The sequence below is a fragment of the Streptomyces fragilis genome, from assembly GCF_003112515.1.
Lineage (GTDB): Bacteria > Actinomycetota > Actinomycetes > Streptomycetales > Streptomycetaceae > Streptomyces > Streptomyces fragilis.
Genome location: NZ_BEVZ01000005.1, coordinates 522,286 through 540,031, shown reverse-complemented (window position 1 = coordinate 540,031; position 17,746 = coordinate 522,286). Strand labels below are relative to the sequence as shown.

The window sequence follows — 17,746 nt, the reverse complement described above, 5'->3', positions numbered from 1 at the left end:
AGCCGTAGGAGCCCTAGGAACACCACCACAGCACGCGCTCGCAGGTGGGCGAGGGGGTGGGCGTCGGGCGGGGCGGGGCCGAGGTGGTGCTCGGGGCCGGCCGTGAAGGGGCCGGCCCGGGGTCCGTCTCCCCCGGCGGCCGCTCGCCCTGGCCGGCCTCGGCGGACGCCTGGCCGGCCGGGTCCGCCGCCGGGAGCGACGGAGAGGGGCTCGAGGACGCCGACGCCGAGGCGGACACGGAGGCCGAGGCGGACACCGCGTCCCCGGCGGGCGTGGCGCTCGCGGCCTCCCGCTGCGGCGAGGGGGCCGACCGGACGTCCTCGGAGGGGGTGGGATCCGCCGCGGCGGCGGACGTCACGGGCTCCTCGCCGCCGACGGCCGTCACGGCCACCACGCCCAGTCCGAGGGCTCCGAGCAGACAGACGGCGATCAGCAGCACGCGCCCCGGCCCACGCCCGCCGCGCCGCCGTGCGGCGGCCCCGGGCGCGGCCGGTTCCGTCCGCGGTGTGCGGAGTCCGGCGCGGCGGCCTCCGGGGCTCCTGACATCCCCTCCGCGCCTGGTGTCCCCGGCGCCGGTCGCCTCCACGCCGGACTCCTCCACCGCTGCCGCGACGTCCGCCTCACCGGCCGCCCCGCCGGCGTCGTGGCCGACCGGCTCGGGAGGTTCGGCGGTCTCGTCGACAGCCTCGGCGTACTTGTGGAGTTCCCACGCCGGCGTTCCACAACCCGGGCAGTTGAACTGCAGGTTGAGATGCCGCCTGCACCGCGAGCAATAGTCCATGAGGCTGGAAGAGTAGGTGCCCGACCGGTGACTTTCCGGGGGGCCTTGGTGAAGATCGTGTGCGGTGTCGGCGGGCTCCGGCACGTCCCACGCCGGAACCCGACAACACGTGATCGCACAACAGCGGCGTGTGTCCGCGCAGTTGGGGCGAGTGCGGCTCAGGTCAGCCAACCCCGGGCACGGGTGAGCTCCACGACGCAGCCGCGAACCTGGCGCAGCTGTGCGGCGGTCAGCGTGGGCACCGCCTCGATCAGCGCCTCGGTGAGCTCGGTCCGGAACTCCCCGGCTGCGATCCGCGAGGACGCCTGCGCCCCCGCCGTCGAGCCCCGCGGCGCCGGAGCGAGCAGCCGGATCTCCGAGCCCTTGGGCCCCTTCTCGCCCATCTCCAGGAGGAACTCGACCTGACAGCCCTCCCCGTACAGGTACTTGTCGTCGAGCAGGTCGTTGGCGTGCATGAACACGTCCTCCCCGCCCTCGTCGGGCGCGATGAAGCCGTACCCGCGCACCTCGTCGAACCGCAGCACCCTGCCGGTCATCAGCACCGCGAACCCACCCACTCCTTCTTCGGCCGCCGCAGCCCCCGGTCGGCACGGCTGCGGTCGGCGCCTCTTCGGTCGGCACAGCTCCGGCCGGCGCCGGGGTCGGGGCACTGCCGGGCGGTGCCCGAAGTTACCGCTGCCGCGCACGGCGCCGGGCGGCTTTTCCCCGGTCGCGTCCGATCGGTGCGCCCCGGCGCCCGCGCGAAAGCGTCATAAGCGCCGCAACCGGACGCCGCCGGTGCCCGCCGGACCTCGCCGGGTGCGGCCCCTGTGGAGAATGGGGCGCGCGCGTCGATGTGGCGCGGGAGTCGGCGGAGGTTCTGTTGGTGTTCACCAGGCGTACGTTCGGTGCTCTGGCCGGCACGGCCGTGCTGGGGGTCGCGCTGGCGGCCGACAGCACGGCCGCGCCGCCGACCGCGTCCGCCTCGCGGAACGTGCCGACCGGCCGTCCGCCCGCCCCGCCGCGCGCGGACCGGCGGCCGCACTCGGTGCGCCACGACGGCTACTCGCTGATCGTCGACGGGCAGCGCCTGGTGCTGTGGTCCGGCGAGTTCCACCCGTTCCGGCTGCCCAGCCCCTCCCTGTGGCGGGACGCGCTGCAGAAGATCCGCGCCTCGGGCCACAACGCGGTGACGGTGCCGGTGGCCTGGAACCACCACTCCCCCGCTCCCGGGCGGTACGACTTCACCGGGGTGCGCGACCTCGGCCTGCTGCTGCGCACGGCCGCCGAGGAGCAGCTGTACGTGGTGCTGCGCCCCGGTCCGTTCCTCGGCGCCGACCTGGACGCGGGCGGGCTGCCGGGCTGGCTGGCCGGGACCGGCGGCGGACCCGGCGCCGACGACCCCGCCTACCTGGAACACGTCGACGCCTGGCTGACCGCGGTGGACCGGATCGCCCGCCGCCACCAGTACACCGAGGGCCGCGGCACCGTCCTGCTGTACCAGTTCACCGACGTCAGCGGCGCCGCCTCCACCGCCTACCGGGAACACCTGTACGCCAAGGTGCGGGGTGACGGGATCGAGGTCCCGGTGTTCCACAAGGAGCTCGACCCGTCCGCCGGGCTCGCCGGGCAGGGCCCGGCGGACGTCCCGCCGGACCGCGGCCTGTACTTCGGGGCGGCGACCTCCGAGCGGTCGCGCCCGCGCACGGCCGGCGTGCTCGCCGAGTTCACGGCCGGCCGGCCGGTTCCCTGGGGCGGCGGCAGCGACGGGCGGCAGGCCTTCGAGGCGGTGCGCCGGCAGTTCGACGCCGTGCACGTGCGCCGCACCTGCCTGACCGACATCGCCAACGGGCTCACCGTCCACAACACCCGGACCGCGTTCGGCGGGACCAACTGGGGCTGGCAGGGCGGCCCGTCGACCGTCACCTCCTACGACCTCGCGGCCGGCCACGACGAGGCCCGCTCCCCGACGCCCCAGCTGGCGGCCTTCCAGCAGATCGGGCACATGCTGCGCACCGTCCCCGACCTGGCGAAGCTGCACCGGGCGGCGGACGTGCGGGCCGACGACGACCGGGTGCGGGTCTACCACCTCACCAACCGTGACACGGGTTCGCACACCTACGTGCTGCGCAACGACTCCCAGGACCAGGTGACCACCTCGCTGCGGCTCGCCGGGGCCGGGCTGCCGGTGAACGTCACGCTGCCGCCGCGCGACGCCCGCCTGATCATGTCGGGGCTGCGGCTCGGCGAGCGGCGGCTGCGCCACTCGACGGCCCAGCCGATGCTCTTCCTGCGGATCGGCTCGATGGACGTCGCCGTGTTCACCGGCACCCGCGGCGAGCTGGTCGAGGTGGTGCTGGAGACCCCGGGCTCCCCGGTGACCACGCGGCTGGACCCGGAGCCCGCCTGGGCGCTGGACCGCAACCTGCTGCGGGTGACCGCGCCGCTGGGCAAGGGCGGCCTGAGCCGGGTGCTGGTCGAGGGCGGCGGCAGCAGCCGGCCCCTGCTGCTGATCCTCGCGGACGAGGACGACGCTGCGCGGCTGTGGCCGGTGGAGACCCGCAAGGGCGACTTCCTGGTCTACGGCCCGTCGCTGGTGCGCACGGTGACACCGCACGGGTCCGGCGTGGACCTCACCGGCGACGTGCGGACCACGACCGGCCTGGAGGTGTGGGCGCCGGGCGGGATCGGCTCGCTGACCTGGAACGGGGAGCGGGTGCGCACCACCGTCTCGCGGGCCAACGCGCTGGTGGCGACCCGGCACCTGAAGCCGCCGCCGGCCGTGGCGCTGCCCGCGCTGACCGGCTGGTGGCGCCGGGAGGAGAACCCGGAGGCCGATCCCCGCTTCGACGACGGCCGCTGGCGGGTCGCCGACCGCACGGAGTCGTCCGGCGCGACGCCGGTGCCCGAGGGGCAGCCGGTGCTCTTCGCCGACGACTACGGCTTCCACTACGGCGACCTCTGGTACCGGGGCCGCGTCGCCGACGCCCGCGGCGTGGCCTCGGTGCGGCTCTCCTACCGGGCGGGACCGCAGGGCCTGGTGATGGCCTGGCTGGACGGCGAACCGCTGGGCACGCACCGGCGGCCCGCGGACGCGGGCGGGCAGGACGCGGGCGCCGGGGGGACGGACGCCGGGGCGGCGGACGGCGGGGCGGCAGCGTCAGGGGAGGCCGCGTCCGGGGAGGCGGGGACCGCGCCGGCCGGCGGGGAGGTCACGGCGGAGTTCGCGGTGCCCGAGGAGCTGCGCACCCCGGGCGCCCATGTGCTGTCGGTGCTGGTGCGCCCCATGGCCCGCGAGGAGGGCAGCGGCTCGGCCGGCGCCCACAAGGCGGCGCGCGGCCTGACCTCGGTGACCTTCGAGGGCGCGCGGCCCGAGGTGGAGTGGCGGCTGCAGGGCGCGGCGGGGGCGGACCCGGTGCGCGGTCCGCTCAACAACGGCGGCCTGTACGGCGAGCGGGAGGGCTGGCACCTGCCCGGACCGGTGGACGGGAAGGGCTGGAGCGCCGTCGAGCTGCCGGCGAAGGAGGAGCCGGAGAAGCAGGGGCAGAAGCGGGAGCAGGAGCAGGAGGCGGAGCAGGAGCGGCAGGAGGAACGGCGGCAGGGCGTCGTCTGGTATCGCACCGCGTTCACCCTGGACCTGCCGGAGTCGGTGGACGCCTCCGTCGGACTGGCCCTGGAGGACGACCCCGGCCGGGCCTACCGGGTGCAGATCTTCCTCAACGGCTGGAACCTGGGCCTGTACGTCAACGATGTGGGGCCCCAGCAGGTGTTCGTGCTGCCGAACGGGGTGCTGCGCACACGTGGGGAGAACACACTGGCGCTGGCCGTCCTCTCCGACGGGACCACACCCTCCGGCCCGGGCAAGGTGGGCCTCAGGCTGCTCGGCGCGGCCGCGGGCGGGACGCCGGTGACCGACGTCGACTCCCCGGGCCGGTAGCCGCATGACCTCCTCCCCCGGCCGTTCCGACCGCCCCGGCCGCCCGGGCCCTCCCGGCTCCGGCGCCCCCTTCACCCGGCTGGACTTCCAGCTGGTGCTGCTGCGCCGGATGGCGGACCACAACCCGGAGCTGGTGGAGGAGGCCCGCCGCCGGCTGGGCGTCACGGCCGCCGCCATGCGGGAGGCCAACAAGCGCTGGCAGGCCATGGTGCGGTCGCCGCGCGGCCGGTCCGCGGCCGCCCGGTACCGCTCGGTGCTGGGCGAGCCGGAGCTGACCCGGCGCCGGGTGCTCGGCGACCTGGAGTGCGAGGCGCGGCTGTGGCCGGTGCCGCTGTGGCCGGACCTGAGGTTCGAGGTCCTGGTCGGGCCTTCGGGAGCCGTCTGGAACGAGTGGCTGGTCCGCGCGCCGGGCGATCCCGGTCCCGCCCTGCGCACCCTGGAGGATCTGACGCCCTGGTCCTGCACCGTCGACGAGGCCGCTCGCGCGTTCCCCGGGGCGCGGCCGCTGCAGGGCAGCGCCCCGACGCGCTGGGGGCTGGCGCTGACGGTGCCGGACGCGGACGGCGCCCGCTGGGCGTGCGTGGCGGAGTTCACCTGGGGGCTCCTGCAGCGGCTGGCGGTGACGGGGGCCGCGGCCGGGTAGGTTCCGGGCGCTGGTGTCCCGCCCCGAGCGCGAACGAAGGAGCCCCGATGGCCCCGCTGCCGCCGTCCCGCCTGCCGCTCTTCCCCGCCCTCCACGGCGCTGCGTCCCCTCCCCTGCACGACCCTGCCGCGGCCGCCCGCCCGGCGCTCGCCTTCCCGGACCGTTCCCTGACGTACGGGGAGCTCGCGGGCGCGGCCGGGGCGGTGGCCGCCCTCGTCGGGGAGCGGGCGCGGCAAGCGAGCCGCCGGGTCGCGGTGTGGGCGGCGCCCGGGCCGGAGACCGCGGTGGCGGTGGTCGGCGCCCTGGCCGCCGGGCTGTGCGTGGTCCCGCTGAACCCCCGGTCGGGGGACAAGGAGCTGGCCCACGTCCTGGCCGACAGCGACCCGGACGCGCTGCTGGCCCCGCCCGGCGCCGAACTGCCCGGGCCGGCGGCCGGCCCGGAGCGCCTGGACGTCGTGCTCGGGGGCCCGCCCGCCCCTCTTCCCCCGGACACCGCCGGCCCCCTCGACCCGGCGCTGGTCGTCTACACCTCCGGCACGACGGGTCCGCCGAAGGGCGCGGTGATCCCCCGCCGGGCGGTCGCGGCCACCCTGGACGCGCTGGCCGAGGTGTGGGCGTGGACCGCCGAGGACGTCCTGGTGCACGCGCTGCCGTTGTTCCACGTGCACGGTCTGGTGCTGGGCGTGCTCGGCCCGCTGCGGCTCGGCGGCGCGCTGCGTCACCTGGGCCGCTTCGACACCGCCGGGGTGGCGCGGGAGCTGAACGCGGGCGCGACCGTGCTGTTCGGCGTGCCGACGATGTACCACCGGATCGCCGAGTCGCTCGCCGCGGAACCGGAACTGGCGAAGGGTCTGGCCTCGGCCCGCCTGCTGGTGTCCGGCTCGGCGGCGCTGCCGGTCCACGACCACGAGCGGATCCTGGCCGCCACGGGCCGGCGCGTCGTCGAGCGGTACGGGATGACCGAGACGCTGATGAACACCAGCGTCCGCCTCGGCACGGAGTCCGGCGCGGCGGCCGTCGGGACGGTCGGCGTCCCGCTGCCGGGCGTGGAGCTGCGGCTGGTGGACGACGACGGCACCCCGCTCCCCGGCACGGACGGCGCGGGCGTCGCGGAGGGCGCGGACCGTACCCCCGGCGCGGACGGCGCGGACGGCCCGGACGGCGCGGACGGCCCGGACGGCGCGGACGGTGAGAGCGTCGGGGAGATCCAGGTGCGCGGCCCCAACCTGTTCACCGAATACCTGGGCCGCCCGGACGCCACCGCCGCCGCGTTCACCCACGACGGCTGGTTCCGCACCGGCGACATGGCGGTCCTGGAGCCCGGCGGCGCGGTGCGGATCGTGGGGCGCCGGGCCACCGACCTGATCAAGAGCGGCGGCTACAAGATCGGCGCGGGAGAGATCGAGAACGCCCTGCTGGAGCACCCCGCGGTGGCCGAGGCCGCGGTCACCGGCGCCCCCGACCCGGACCTGGGCGAGCGGATCGTCGCCTGGATCGTCCCCGCCGACCCGCAGGCGCCGCCGGAGGCCGGCGAGCTCGCCGACCACGTGGCGCGCCGTCTGGCGCCGCACAAGCGCCCCCGTGAGGTGCGCCTGCTCGACGCGCTGCCCCGCAACGACATGGGCAAGGTGATGAAGCGTGCGCTGGACACCGGCTCCCCCGCCCCCGTGACCGGGTGAGCCGCCGGGCCGGTGAGCCGCCGGGCCGACGGGCCCCCGGCGGCCGGGCGGACCACCCGTCCGGTCCGCACCCGGCCGGGCGGCTCCGGGGGGCGCCCGGTGACGGAACCTCGCAGGATGCGGGAAGGGACGCCGGCCGGGCGTCGCCGACCGCACCCGGGAGGATCCACAAGTGACCGCCAACCTCGATCAGTTGCGCCGCTGCCACTTCGCCGTGGACCTCGGCGCCGCCCGTACCCGCGTCTACGTCAAGGGCGCCGGGCTGGTCGTCGACCAGCCCTCGGTCGCCGCCGTGAACACCCGCACGGGCGCGCTGATCGCGGTCGGCGAGTTCGCCGAGCAGATGACCGGCCGCACCCCCGAGTACATCAAGACGGTCCGCCCCGTCTCCGGCGGCACGGTCGTCGACATCGAGATGGCGCAGCGGATGCTCCGTCACCTGCTCGGGGAGAAGACGCGGCGTCTCCTGCGGCGCAAGCCGCGGCTGCGGGCGGCCGCCTGCACCCCGCACGACGCGGACCCGCTGGCCCGGCGCGCCACGGTGGAGACGCTGGTGGGAATGGGCGCCCGCCGGGTCGAACTGGTGGACACCCTGATCGCGGCCGCCGTGGGCTGCGGCCTGCCGGTGGAGCGCGCCGAGGCCACCATGATCATGGTGTGCGGGGCGGCCGCCACGCAGGTCGCGGTGCTCTCGCTCGGTTCGATCGTGACGGCGGAGCGCATCCCGGTGGGCGGCGAGGCGGTGGACAACGCGATCGTCCAGCACCTGCGGCACGAGCACGAGCTGATGCTGCCCAGCCAGTCGGTGCGCCCCCTCCAGCTCGCCCTGTCCGGCAACGGGCTCACCCCGCACGGCCCGGCCACCACCGAGATCAACGGCCGCGACGTGGCCACCGGCCTGGCCCGGTCGGTGCAGGTGGACACCGCGGCGGTGCGCAACGCGATCCTCACGCCGCTGACCGCGGTGCTGGACGGCATCGGGAAGGTGCTGCGCGACTGCCCGCCCGACCTGGTCGCCGACCTCGCCGATCGCGGGATCATGATGGTCGGCGGCACCGCCCTGCTCCCGGGCTTCGACCAGATGCTCCGCCAGGCCACGGGCATGCCGGTGCACATCGCCGAGCGCCCCGACGTGTGCGCGGTGCAGGGTCTCGGCGCGATGCTGGACGGCAAGATCGAGCCGCTGGTCCTGAACCCGCTGGCCGGCTGAAGGGCCGGGGCCTGCCCCGGGCCCCGGCGGACGGGGCGTCCGGGCGGCCCCGGGCCCCGCGGACGGGCGTCCGGACCGGGCGAACCGGGTCAGGCGGCCGGGAGCTCCAGGTAGACCCGGATCGTGGTCCCGTAGCCGACGGTGTGCATGCGCACCAGGTCGGCGAGCAGGTTGACGGTGAGCAGGCCGCGCCCGCCGATCTGGTCACGCCCGGCCGGGCGGCGTCCGGCCAGCGGGTCGGTCAGCAGGCCCGCGTCGCGGACCTCGCAGACCAGGCTGCCGTCCTCGGACCACAGCCGCAGGGTGCCGCGGCCGCCGCCGTGGACCACGCTGTTCGTGGTGAGCTCGGCCACGATCAGGGCGAAGTCGTCCAGCCGCTCGCCCGCGAGACCCATCTGCGCGGCCTCGGCGACGCTGCGGTGCCGGGCCGTCGGCAGCGAGTCGGCGTCGTACTCGTACGTCAGCCGGATGCCGCCCGCGGCCTCCGGCAGCGGCAGGTTGTAGCGGGCCACGAGGCCGTCCGGGTCGTAGGCGGGGCTCTCCTCGCGCCGCCCCGAGCCGTCGATCACCACGGGGTGGGTGACGTAGGCGTCCGCGAGCGACCGCTCGTCGAGCCGGGTGGTGTCGTAGGGGCACAGGATGCTGACCTCGCGCCCGGTGAAGGCGTGGTTGATCAGCGCCTCGTGCTGGGCGCAGGCCGGGTACTCCGTCTCGGAACGTCCCGCCCAGATCGGCTCCCCGATCAGGCGGACCCGCGGGGCGTCCGGGTGCGCGTCGGCGAAGGCGCGCAGCACGCCCGGGATGATCCGGCCGGGGTTGCGGCCGGCCTGCTGCATGTCGAGGAAGCGCACCCGCCCGGCGTCCTCGCCCAGGGCGGCCTCGATCAGCCGCAGGTTGTGCGAGGGCACGGCGACGGCCACCGGCTCGCCCCGCTCCAGTCCCTCGCGGACGAAGGCGAGGCAGCCGGCCAGGTACTCCTCGGTGGTGCCGTAGAACAGGGCAGGGTGCACGAACGGTTCGGTCACGGTACTCACGACGTCGGCACCTCGATCCCCGGCAAGCCGGGCCAGTACATCTCCAGGACCCGGACGAGGGTCCTCGGCGGATTGTGCAGGACGATGCGGCGGCCGGTCCCCAGCCGGTCCGCCGCGGCGGCGAGCGCCTCGGCCCCCGCCACGTCCACGAAGGCGACTCCCGCCAGGTCCAGCACGTAGGCGCAGCGGCGGGCCCGCACGGCCCCGGCCAGCACGTCCGTCCAGACGGAACGGGTGACGAGGCCCACCTCACCGGAGAGCCGCACGCCGTCCCCCTCGGGGAGCGGGTGGACCGCCAAGTACGGTGCCGCGGTCGCGGCCGTGGGGCCCGCCGCCGCGGCGGTCCTCTCCTGGCTGTGCACACCGCCTCCTGTCCGGGTCGCTTCTGCGCCTGGTCCAGTATGCCTGGCCCTCCGGCACTCCCCCGTCCCCGCACCGGCACGCGGGCGGGAGGCCCGCCACGCGCCGGGCGCCCCTGCGGGCGCTGCGCATCAGGCCCCCCTGCGGGTGCCGCGCGTCAGGCACGCCCCGCGCGGGTACCCGCCGCGCGAGGCGCCGGGGCGGTGGGCCGTGTCACGGCATGCCCCCGCACCGGTCCAGACCCGCAGCCCCAAGGAGACCCCCATGAGCGACGAGCCGATCCCGATGTCCTCCCAGGCCGAGGGCGAGCGCGAACCGGAGCCCGGGGAGGCGGCGCCCGAGCGGCACACCAACCCGCCCCACATGACGCCCTCCCAGGCGGAGGGCGAGGCGGACGACGAGCCCGACGACCGGTCCTGACCCGCGCCGGCCGGCTCCGCACCGGCCGGCTCCGCACCCGCTGCCCGGACGACGAAAGCCCCCGGACCCGTCCGGGGGCTTCGCCGATCCGTGGTGGGGCGGGTGGGACTCGAACCCACGGCCGGCGGATTATGAGTCCGCTGCTCTAACCGGCTGAGCTACCGCCCCTTCACGGCGCGTCGCGCACATATGTGCGCGCCGTCTGCCGCAGCATAGCCGCTCATACGATCTCCTGCCTCAGGTAGGTCAACTGCATGGGCATGACCGGCCATGACGGATGCTGAACGGCGGGTCGGGGCGGTGGGGGCATGAAAAAGGACCCCGTCGGGGCCCTCGTTCAAGCGTGCTCCTCCAACTGGACTCGAACCAGTAACCTGCCGATTAACAGTCGGCTGCTCTGCCAATTGAGCTATGGAGGACCGAAGCTCCCCCGACTGGACTCGAACCAGTAACCTGCCGGTTAACAGCCGGCTGCTCTGCCAATTGAGCTACGGAGGAATGCCTCGCTGCATCGAACGTCTCCTCCCGGGTATTCGCCAGGGGGCGCGCGCTCGCTGCGAGACATACATTAGCGCAAGCAGGGGGGTGCTCCGCCAATCGGTATCCCCTGCGATCTTGCCGAAGCCGAAGGAAGGGTGGCCGACCATGCTGAACCGGCTCACATTCATGTCCGGTATGGCCCTGGGCTACGTGCTCGGCGCGAAAGCCGGGCGGGAGCGGTACGAACAGATCGTCGCGAAGGCGCGACAGGTCACGCAGAACCCCACGGTGCGCAACACCGCGGAGACCGCGGCCCAGCAGGGCCGTCAGGTGGCGGGAAAGGCTTACCACACCGTGAGCGACAGGATGCCCGACTCGGTGTCCCAGCGGGTGAAGTCCGTCCGCGGGAGCCGGTCCGGCTCGAACGGCCAGAGCGGCACGGACGACTGGGGAACCGGCACCGTCTGACCCGCTCCACGACAAGGCCGAGGGCCGGGGCACGGTCCCCGGCAACCCGGCCACGGGCCCGTGCCGCGTGCGGTACGGGCCCTGGTCGTGTCCGCGCCGGGTCCGCGCGGGGACACGCCGGGTCCACGCCGGGTCCGCGCCGGGTCCATGTCGTTCCCGTCGGTCTGCTTCGCCCAGGTGTGAGGCGTCGTCCGTGGTGCACAATCACCCTCATGGGGATAGTCGCCGGCTTGGACAGTTCGTCCGATTCCACTCGCATCGTGGTCTGTGACGCGGAGACCGGTGCCGTGCTGCGGCAGGGGTACGCTCCGCATCCGATCGAGCCCGCCGAGGGCGGAGGGCGTCCCGCGGACGTCGATCCGCAGGCGTGGCTGCGGTCCCTGGGCGAGGCGGCGGGCGGCGGTCTGCTGGAGAACGTGCAGGCCATCGGCGTCTCGGCGCAGCGCAACGCCCTGGTGCCGCTGGACGGGAACGGCGGCCTCGTGCGGCCCGCGGTGACCGGGGCCGACCGGCGGGCTCAGACCTCCGCCGCCGACCTGATGGACGCGTTCGGCGGTCGTGAGGCGTGGGCGCGGGCCGTCGGGCTGGTGCCGCAGGCCGCGCAGCCCGTCACCAAACTGCGCTGGCTGCGCCGCACCGAGCCGGAGAACGCCGACCGCACGGCCTTCCTGATGCAGGCGCACGACTGGCTGGTCTGGCAGCTGCTGGGCCGCCCCGCCCGCCGCACCACGGACCGCGGCGGCGCCTCCGGGACCGGCTACTGGTCCGCCGCGACCGGCACCTGGCGCCCCGACCTGGTCGAACTCGCCCTCGGCCACCGGGCCGGGCTGCCGGAGGTGCTCGCCCCCTGGGAGGCGGCCGGCACCACCCCGGAGGGCCTGCTCATCTCGGCCGGGACCGGGGAGACGATGGCCGCGGCGTTCGGTCTGGGCGTCGGCATCGGCGACGCGGTCGTCTCGCTGGGCGTCTCCGGCTCGGTGATGGCCGTGCACCCGGAGGCGGTGGGCGACGGCGGCGGGGCGGTGACCTCGCTGGCCGACGCCACCGGCATGCACCTGCCGGCGGTCTCCACCTCCAACGCGGTCCGGGCGCTGCGCGCCACCGCCGCCATGCTGGACCTCGAGGGTCCCGAGGCGCTGTCGGAGCTGGCGCTGAAGTCGACCCCCGGCGCGCACGGGCTGGTGCTGCTGCCGTACCTGGAGGGCGAGCGGACCCCGAACCTGCCGAACGCGGCAGGCACCCTGAGCGGCCTGCGCACCGAGTCGATGCGGCCGGAGCACCTGGCGCGGGCCGCCTTCGAAGGCATGCTGTGCTCCCTCGCCGACGCCCTGGACCTGTTGCGCGGCCGGGGCGTCGAGGTGCGGCGGGTCTTCCTGCTGGGGCAGGCGGCGGAGCTGCCGGCCGTGCGGGCGATCGCGCCGGCGCTGTTCGGGGCGCAGGTCGTGGTGCCGCAGCCGGCCGACTACGCGGCGCTGGGCGCGGCCCGGCAGGCCGCCTGGGCGCTGGGCGTCGCGCGCGGCGCCCTGGACCCGCAGCGGCCGCCGGCCTGGCAGGGCGCCATGGGGCAGGTCCTGGAGCCGGGCGACGACCTGCCGGTCGGCCAGGCGGTCCGCCACCAGTACGCCACGGTCCGCGAACAGACCCACCCGGGCGCCTTCACCTCCTGATACGCCGCCCGCTGCCGGGCCGCAGGAGCTCCTCGCCGAGGGTGAGTGATCAGGTGTTGGTGGCGTCCGCGGGGACGCCGTCGGGCAGCGCCGCGGCAGCCGTGCCCTGACCGGGAGGCGGGCAGTCGGCGTCCAGGGTGTAGGCGGTCATCGACAGCGACCCGTAGGTGTACCCGTCGACGAGCACGCGGGTGCCGCCGCCGTCGGCCGCGGCCAGTCCGGCGAGGTAGAGCAGCGGGATGAAGTGGTCGGGAGTGGGCACGGCGACGCCGTAGTCCCGGTGGTCCCGGAGGCGGGCGCAGTCGGCCGGCTCGCCGAGCATGATCTCGCGGGCGCTGTCGTCGAAGCGGTGGGCCCAGTCGAAGCCGGTGCCGGGCAGGTGGAAGTCGACCCCGCGGAGATTGTGGACGACGTTGCCGCTGGCGATGATCAGGATCCCGCTGTCGCGCAGGGGGGCGAGTCCGGCGCCGAGGTCGAGGTGGTACTGCAGGGGCTTGTCGGCGTCGATGCTCAACTGCACGACGGGGATGTCCGCGTCGGGGAAGGCGTGCAGCAGCACGGACCAGGACCCGTGGTCGATGCCCCAGCTGTCGGTGTCGGCGCCGACCCAGGTGGGTTCGACGGCTTCGCTGATCTCGTCGATCAGGCCGGGCATGCCCGGGGCGGGGTACTGGACGTCGAAGAGTTCGCGGGGGAAGCCGTAGAAGTCGTGGATGGTGCGGGGGCGGGGCATCGCGGTCACCGCGGTCGCGTTGATGTACCAGTGCGCGGAGATCATGAGGATGGCCCGGGGCCGGGGGACGGCCCGCCCGAAGGCCCGCCATGCCTCGGTGTAGCGGTTGGCCTCCAGCGCGTTCATGGGACTTCCGTGGCCCAGGAACGCCGCGGGCATGCGCGAGGGGGTCGGTTCTCCGGCGGGAGCGGGCATGGTGGTCACCTTGTCTCCTGGCACCTGTCGTCCCGCGGATCGCGGATCGCGGATCGCGGATCGCGGCTACTGACGGACGCCTCAGGCTGGCACGCCGGACGGGCGGGGGACGGCGCGCGGCGGCTCCGGCGGACCGGTGTCATCCGCACGGCGCAGTCCCGCCGGGCCGGTCCCCGGCCACCCCTCCACATACCCCCACGGCTGAACCATGACCGCGTTTTGGCCCGCGCTTGGCTCAATCGGCTTGAGGTAACACCACTGGAGTGTTCGACGATAGGGACGCATGGGGGTCCTCCCCGCCCAGCGGCGGCGAACCCCGCCTCCTCCTCGTCGGCCTCTCGAAAGTATCGGCGTGCTCATACGACTTCTCAGGGCCCATCTGCGGCCCTACCGCAAACCCATCGCCGTCGTCGTGGTGCTGCAGCTCCTGCAGACCTGCGCGACGCTCTACCTGCCCACGCTCAACGCCGACATCATCGACAACGGCGTGGTGAAGGGCGACACCGGCTACATCCTGGCCTTCGGCGCCCTGATGCTGGGGATCTCCCTGGTGCAGGTGGTCTGCAACATCGGCGCGGTCCGCTTCGGCGCCCGGACCGCCGCCGCGCTGGGCCGTGACGTGCGGGCCGCGGTCTTCGACCGGGTGCAGTCCTTCTCGGCGCGCGAGGTGGGCCGCTTCGGCGCGCCCTCGCTGATCACCCGCACCACCAACGACGTCCAGCAGATCCAGATGCTGGCGCTGATGACGTTCACGCTGATGGTGTCCGCCCCGATCATGGGCGTGGGCGGCGTGATCATGTCGCTGGGCCTGGACGTGCCGCTGTCCGGCGTCCTGCTGGCGGTGCTGCCGGTGATGGCGGTGGCGCTGACCTTCCTGATCCGGGCGCTGCGCCCGTTGTTCCGCACGATGCAGGAGCGGCTGGACCAGGTGAACCGGGTGCTGCGCGAGCAGATCACCGGCAACCGGGTGATCCGGGCCTTCGTGCGCGACGAGTACGAGCAGAAGCGGTTCCGCAAGGCCAACGAGGAGCTGACCGAGGTCGCGCTCGGCACCGGCAACCTGATGGCGCTGATGTTCCCGATCGTGATGACGGTGGTGAACCTGGCGTCCATCGCGGTGCTCTGGTTCGGCGCGCACCGCATCGACTCGGGCAGCATGGGGATCGGCGACCTGACGGCCTTCCTCGCCTACCTGATGCAGACCGTCATGTCCGTGATGATGGCGACCTTCATGTTCATGATGGTCCCGCGGGCCGAGGTCTGCGCCGAGCGGATCCAGGAGGTCCTGGAGACCGACTCCAGCGTGGTGCCGCCGGTGGCGGGCGTGACCGAGCTGCGGGCCAGCGGGACGCTGGAGCTGCGCGGGGCCGGCTTCCGGTACCCGGGCGCGGAGGAGCCGGTGCTCAAGGGCGTCGAACTGACGGCGCGCCCGGGCGAGATCACGGCGGTGATCGGTTCGACCGGTTCCGGCAAGTCGACCCTGCTGGGGCTGGTGCCCCGGCTGTTCGACGCCACCGAGGGCGAGGTCCTGGTGGACGGGGTGGACGTCCGGGAGATCGACCCCCGGGTGCTGGCCAGGACGGTGTCGCTGGTCCCGCAGAAGCCGTACCTGTTCGCCGGGACGGTGGCCACCAACCTGCGCTACGGCAACCCGGACGCCACGGACGAGGAGCTGTGGCACGCGCTGGAGGTGGCGCAGGCGAGGGAGTTCGTCTCCGCGCTGGAGGGCGGCCTGGACGCCCCGATCGCGCAGGGCGGCTCCAACGTCTCGGGCGGCCAGCGGCAGCGTCTGGCGATCGCCCGGACCCTGGTGCAGCGGCCGGAGATCTACCTGTTCGACGACTCCTTCTCGGCGCTCGACTACGCCACCGACGCGGCGCTGCGTGCTGCGCTGACCCGGGAGACGGCGGACGCCACGGTGGTGATCGTGGCGCAGCGCGTCTCGACCATCCGGGACGCGGACCGGATCGTGGTCCTGGACGAGGGCCGGGTGGTCGGCACGGGCCGGCACGCGGAGCTGATGGACGGCAACGAGACCTACCGGGAGATCGTGCTCTCCCAGCTGACGGAAGCGGAGGCAGCCTGATGGCCGGGCCTGCGGGGCGGATGATGGCCGGGACGGGCCCGGAGAACCGGTCGATCGACTTCAAGGGGTCGACCAGGCGGCTGCTGGCGCAGTTCAAGCCGGAGCGGGTGTCGCTGTGGGTGATGCTCGTCTCGGTGGTGGCGAGCGTGAGCCTGACGGTGGCCGGGCCGAAGATCCTGGGCCGGGCGACCGACCTGGTCTTCGCGGGCATCGTCGGCCGGCAGATGCCGGCGGGGGCCTCCAAGGAGCAGGTGCTGGAGACGATGCGGGCCCGCGGCGAGGACGGCGTCGCGGACATGCTCGGCGGCGTGGACTTCCACCCGGGCCAGGGCATCGACTTCTCGGCCGTGGGCGGCGTGCTGCTGGTGGCGCTCGGCATGTTCCTGGCCGCCGGTTTGCTGATGGCGGTGGCGACCCGGATGGTGAACCGGGCGGTCAACCGGACGATGCTGCGGATGCGTGAGGACGTGCAGACGAAGCTGTCCCGGCTGCCGCTGTCGTACTTCGACAAGCGGCAGCGCGGCGAGGTGCTGAGCCGGGTCACCAACGACATCGACAACCTGGGGCAGACGCTGCAGCAGTCGATGGGGCAGCTGGTGAACGCGTTGCTGTCCATCGTCGGCGTGCTGGTGATGATGTTCTGGGTGTCCTGGCTGCTGGCGCTGGTGGCGCTGGTGACGGTGCCGCTGTCGTTCGTGGTGGCGACCCGGGTCGGCAAGCGGTCCCAGCCGCACTTCGTGTCGCAGTGGCGCACGACGGGGCAGCTGAACGCGCACATCGAGGAGATGTACACCGGCCACTCGCTGGTGAAGGTGTTCGGCCGGCAGGACGAGTCGGCCCGGAAGTTCGCCGAGCACAACGAGGAGCTGTACGAGGCCGGGTTCAGGGCGCAGTTCATGAGCGGCGTGATGCAGCCGCTGATGATGTTCGTCTCCAACCTGAACTACGTCCTGGTGGCGGTCGTCGGCGGTCTGCGGGTGGCCTCGGGCTCGCTGTCGATCGGTGACGTGCAGGCGTTCATCCAGTACTCGCGCCAGTTCTCCATGCCGCTGACGCAGGTGGCCTCGATGGCGAACCTGGTGCAGTCGGGCGTCGCCTCGGCGGAGCGGGTCTTCGAGGTGCTGGACGCCGAGGAGCAGGAGCCGGACCCGATCCCGGGCGTGCGGCCCGAGGAACTGCGCGGCCGTGTCGGCTTCGAGCACGTGTCGTTCCGCTACGCCCCCGACAAGCCGCTGATCGAGGACCTGTCGCTGACGGTGGAGCCGGGGCACACGGTGGCCATCGTCGGTCCGACCGGCGCGGGCAAGACCACGCTGGTCAACCTGCTGATGCGGTTCTACGAGGTCACGGGCGGGCGGATCACGCTGGACGGCGTGGACGTGGCGACCATGTCCCGCGACGAGCTGCGCTCGGCGATCGGCATGGTGCTGCAGGACACCTGGCTGTTCGGCGGGACCATCGCGGAGAACATCGCCTACGGCGCGCCCGGCGAGGTGACCCGCGGCGACGTCGAGGAGGCGGCGCGGGCCGCGCACGCCGACCGGTTCGTGCGGACGCTGCCCGACGGCTACGACACCGTCGTCGACGGCGAGGGCTCGGGGGTGAGCGCGGGCGAGAAGCAGCTGATCACCATCGCCCGGGCCTTCCTGTCCGACCCGACGATCCTGGTGCTGGACGAGGCGACCAGCTCCGTCGACACCCGTACCGAGGTGCTGATCCAGAAGGCGATGGCCAAGCTGGCGCACGGCCGGACCTCGTTCGTGATCGCGCACCGGCTCTCCACCATCCGCGACGCGGACACCATCCTGGTGATGGAGGACGGCGCGATCGTCGAGCAGGGCCGCCACGCGGAGCTGCTGGCGGCCGACGGCGCCTACGCCCGCCTGTACCAGGCGCAGTTCGCCCAGGCGGTCGCCGAGGTGGAGTGACGGCTCGCCCGGCCGGGACGCGCGTCGGCCCCACCCGCAGCAGCGGGTGGGGCCGACGCGTTCACGTGTCGAGTGGGGCGGAGGGAGGACGCACCTCCTGCCACTTCTAAGGTATAGCGCAAGGGGGGCCTTGCGGCAAGGCCCCC

Annotated in this window: 14 protein-coding genes and 3 tRNA genes; 9 read left to right on the top strand and 8 right to left on the bottom strand. The window is 74.4% G+C overall.

The window, feature by feature from the left end; translation table 11 throughout:
• Positions 1–13: 13 nt before the first annotated feature.
• Entirely contained in the window at positions 14–781 is a 768-nt protein-coding gene (locus tag Sfr03f_RS20800; protein ID WP_108955458.1) for an SCO2400 family protein, read from the bottom strand.
• Between the two features lie 158 nt (positions 782–939).
• A complete protein-coding gene (locus Sfr03f_RS20795) occupies positions 940–1,323 on the bottom strand; it encodes a cold shock domain-containing protein (protein WP_108955517.1) in 384 nt (127 codons plus the stop codon).
• 320 nt (positions 1,324–1,643) lie between these two features.
• Between Sfr03f_RS20795 and Sfr03f_RS20790 the strand changes: the two genes are divergently transcribed.
• From Sfr03f_RS20790 to Sfr03f_RS20775, 4 genes are all read left to right on the top strand, one after another.
• Complete coding sequence (locus tag Sfr03f_RS20790; RefSeq protein WP_108955516.1) at positions 1,644–4,697, top strand: glycoside hydrolase family 35 protein; 3,054 nt, start codon at positions 1,644–1,646, stop codon at positions 4,695–4,697.
• Positions 4,698–4,701: 4 nt separating this feature from the next.
• Positions 4,702–5,340: a hypothetical protein gene (locus Sfr03f_RS20785; protein WP_245967663.1), complete on the top strand. Its 639-nt coding sequence runs from the start codon at positions 4,702–4,704 to the stop codon at positions 5,338–5,340.
• Between the two features lie 47 nt (positions 5,341–5,387).
• Positions 5,388–7,019, top strand: coding sequence for an AMP-binding protein (locus Sfr03f_RS20780; RefSeq protein ID WP_108955457.1), 1,632 nt, complete (start codon positions 5,388–5,390; stop codon positions 7,017–7,019).
• A gap of 172 nt (positions 7,020–7,191) precedes the next feature.
• Positions 7,192–8,229 carry a rod shape-determining protein gene (locus Sfr03f_RS20775; protein WP_108955456.1) on the top strand — a complete coding sequence of 346 codons (1,038 nt, stop codon included), beginning with the start codon at positions 7,192–7,194 and terminating at the stop codon, positions 8,227–8,229.
• Positions 8,230–8,318: 89 nt separating this feature from the next.
• Here Sfr03f_RS20775 and Sfr03f_RS20770 read toward each other — a convergent pair whose 3' ends face one another.
• Both Sfr03f_RS20770 and Sfr03f_RS20765 read right to left on the bottom strand, forming a co-directional pair.
• Positions 8,319–9,263, bottom strand: a complete 945-nt coding sequence (locus Sfr03f_RS20770; RefSeq protein ID WP_108955455.1) for an anti-sigma factor RsbA family regulatory protein — start codon at positions 9,261–9,263, stop codon at positions 8,319–8,321.
• Positions 9,260–9,625 (bottom strand): STAS domain-containing protein, encoded by a 366-nt coding sequence (locus Sfr03f_RS20765; protein WP_108955454.1) that lies wholly within the window; start codon positions 9,623–9,625, stop codon positions 9,260–9,262. The genes Sfr03f_RS20770 and Sfr03f_RS20765 overlap by 4 nt, the downstream gene beginning before the upstream one ends.
• Before the next feature lie 262 nt (positions 9,626–9,887).
• Between Sfr03f_RS20765 and Sfr03f_RS30335 the strand changes: the two genes are divergently transcribed.
• The gene (locus Sfr03f_RS30335; protein ID WP_159105691.1) at positions 9,888–10,043 is read left to right on the top strand and encodes a hypothetical protein; all 156 of its coding nucleotides are present in this window, start codon (positions 9,888–9,890) and stop codon (positions 10,041–10,043) included.
• A gap of 91 nt (positions 10,044–10,134) precedes the next feature.
• Here the strand turns inward: Sfr03f_RS30335 and Sfr03f_RS20760 are convergent.
• The 3 genes from Sfr03f_RS20760 to Sfr03f_RS20750 all read right to left on the bottom strand — a co-directional run bounded on the left by Sfr03f_RS20760 (position 10,135) and on the right by Sfr03f_RS20750 (position 10,541).
• Positions 10,135–10,211, bottom strand: a tRNA-Ile gene (locus Sfr03f_RS20760).
• 178 nt (positions 10,212–10,389) lie between these two features.
• Positions 10,390–10,462: transfer RNA gene (locus Sfr03f_RS20755), tRNA-Asn, on the bottom strand.
• 6 nt (positions 10,463–10,468) lie between these two features.
• A tRNA-Asn gene (locus tag Sfr03f_RS20750) sits at positions 10,469–10,541 on the bottom strand.
• 168 nt (positions 10,542–10,709) lie between these two features.
• Here Sfr03f_RS20750 and Sfr03f_RS20745 point away from each other — a divergent pair.
• Both Sfr03f_RS20745 and Sfr03f_RS20740 read left to right on the top strand, forming a co-directional pair.
• Complete coding sequence (locus Sfr03f_RS20745; protein ID WP_159105690.1) at positions 10,710–10,991, top strand: YtxH domain-containing protein; 282 nt, start codon at positions 10,710–10,712, stop codon at positions 10,989–10,991.
• Between the two features lie 212 nt (positions 10,992–11,203).
• Entirely contained in the window at positions 11,204–12,658 is a 1,455-nt protein-coding gene (locus Sfr03f_RS20740; RefSeq protein WP_108955452.1) for a xylulokinase, read from the top strand.
• A 49-nt stretch (positions 12,659–12,707) separates the two neighbouring features.
• Here Sfr03f_RS20740 and ygiD read toward each other — a convergent pair whose 3' ends face one another.
• Positions 12,708–13,586 carry a 4,5-DOPA-extradiol-dioxygenase gene (gene ygiD / locus Sfr03f_RS20735; protein ID WP_245967676.1) on the bottom strand — a complete coding sequence of 293 codons (879 nt, stop codon included), beginning with the start codon at positions 13,584–13,586 and terminating at the stop codon, positions 12,708–12,710.
• Positions 13,587–13,938: 352 nt separating this feature from the next.
• On the opposite strand from ygiD, the gene Sfr03f_RS20725 reads away from it, so the two are divergent.
• Both Sfr03f_RS20725 and Sfr03f_RS20720 read left to right on the top strand, forming a co-directional pair.
• Entirely contained in the window at positions 13,939–15,672 is a 1,734-nt protein-coding gene (locus Sfr03f_RS20725) for an ABC transporter ATP-binding protein (RefSeq protein ID WP_108955450.1), read from the top strand.
• On the top strand, positions 15,672–17,600 hold the full coding sequence (locus tag Sfr03f_RS20720; RefSeq protein ID WP_108955449.1) for an ABC transporter ATP-binding protein: 1,929 nt from the start codon (positions 15,672–15,674) through the stop codon (positions 17,598–17,600). The genes Sfr03f_RS20725 and Sfr03f_RS20720 overlap by 1 nt, the downstream gene beginning before the upstream one ends.
• Positions 17,601–17,746: the final 146 nt, after the last annotated feature.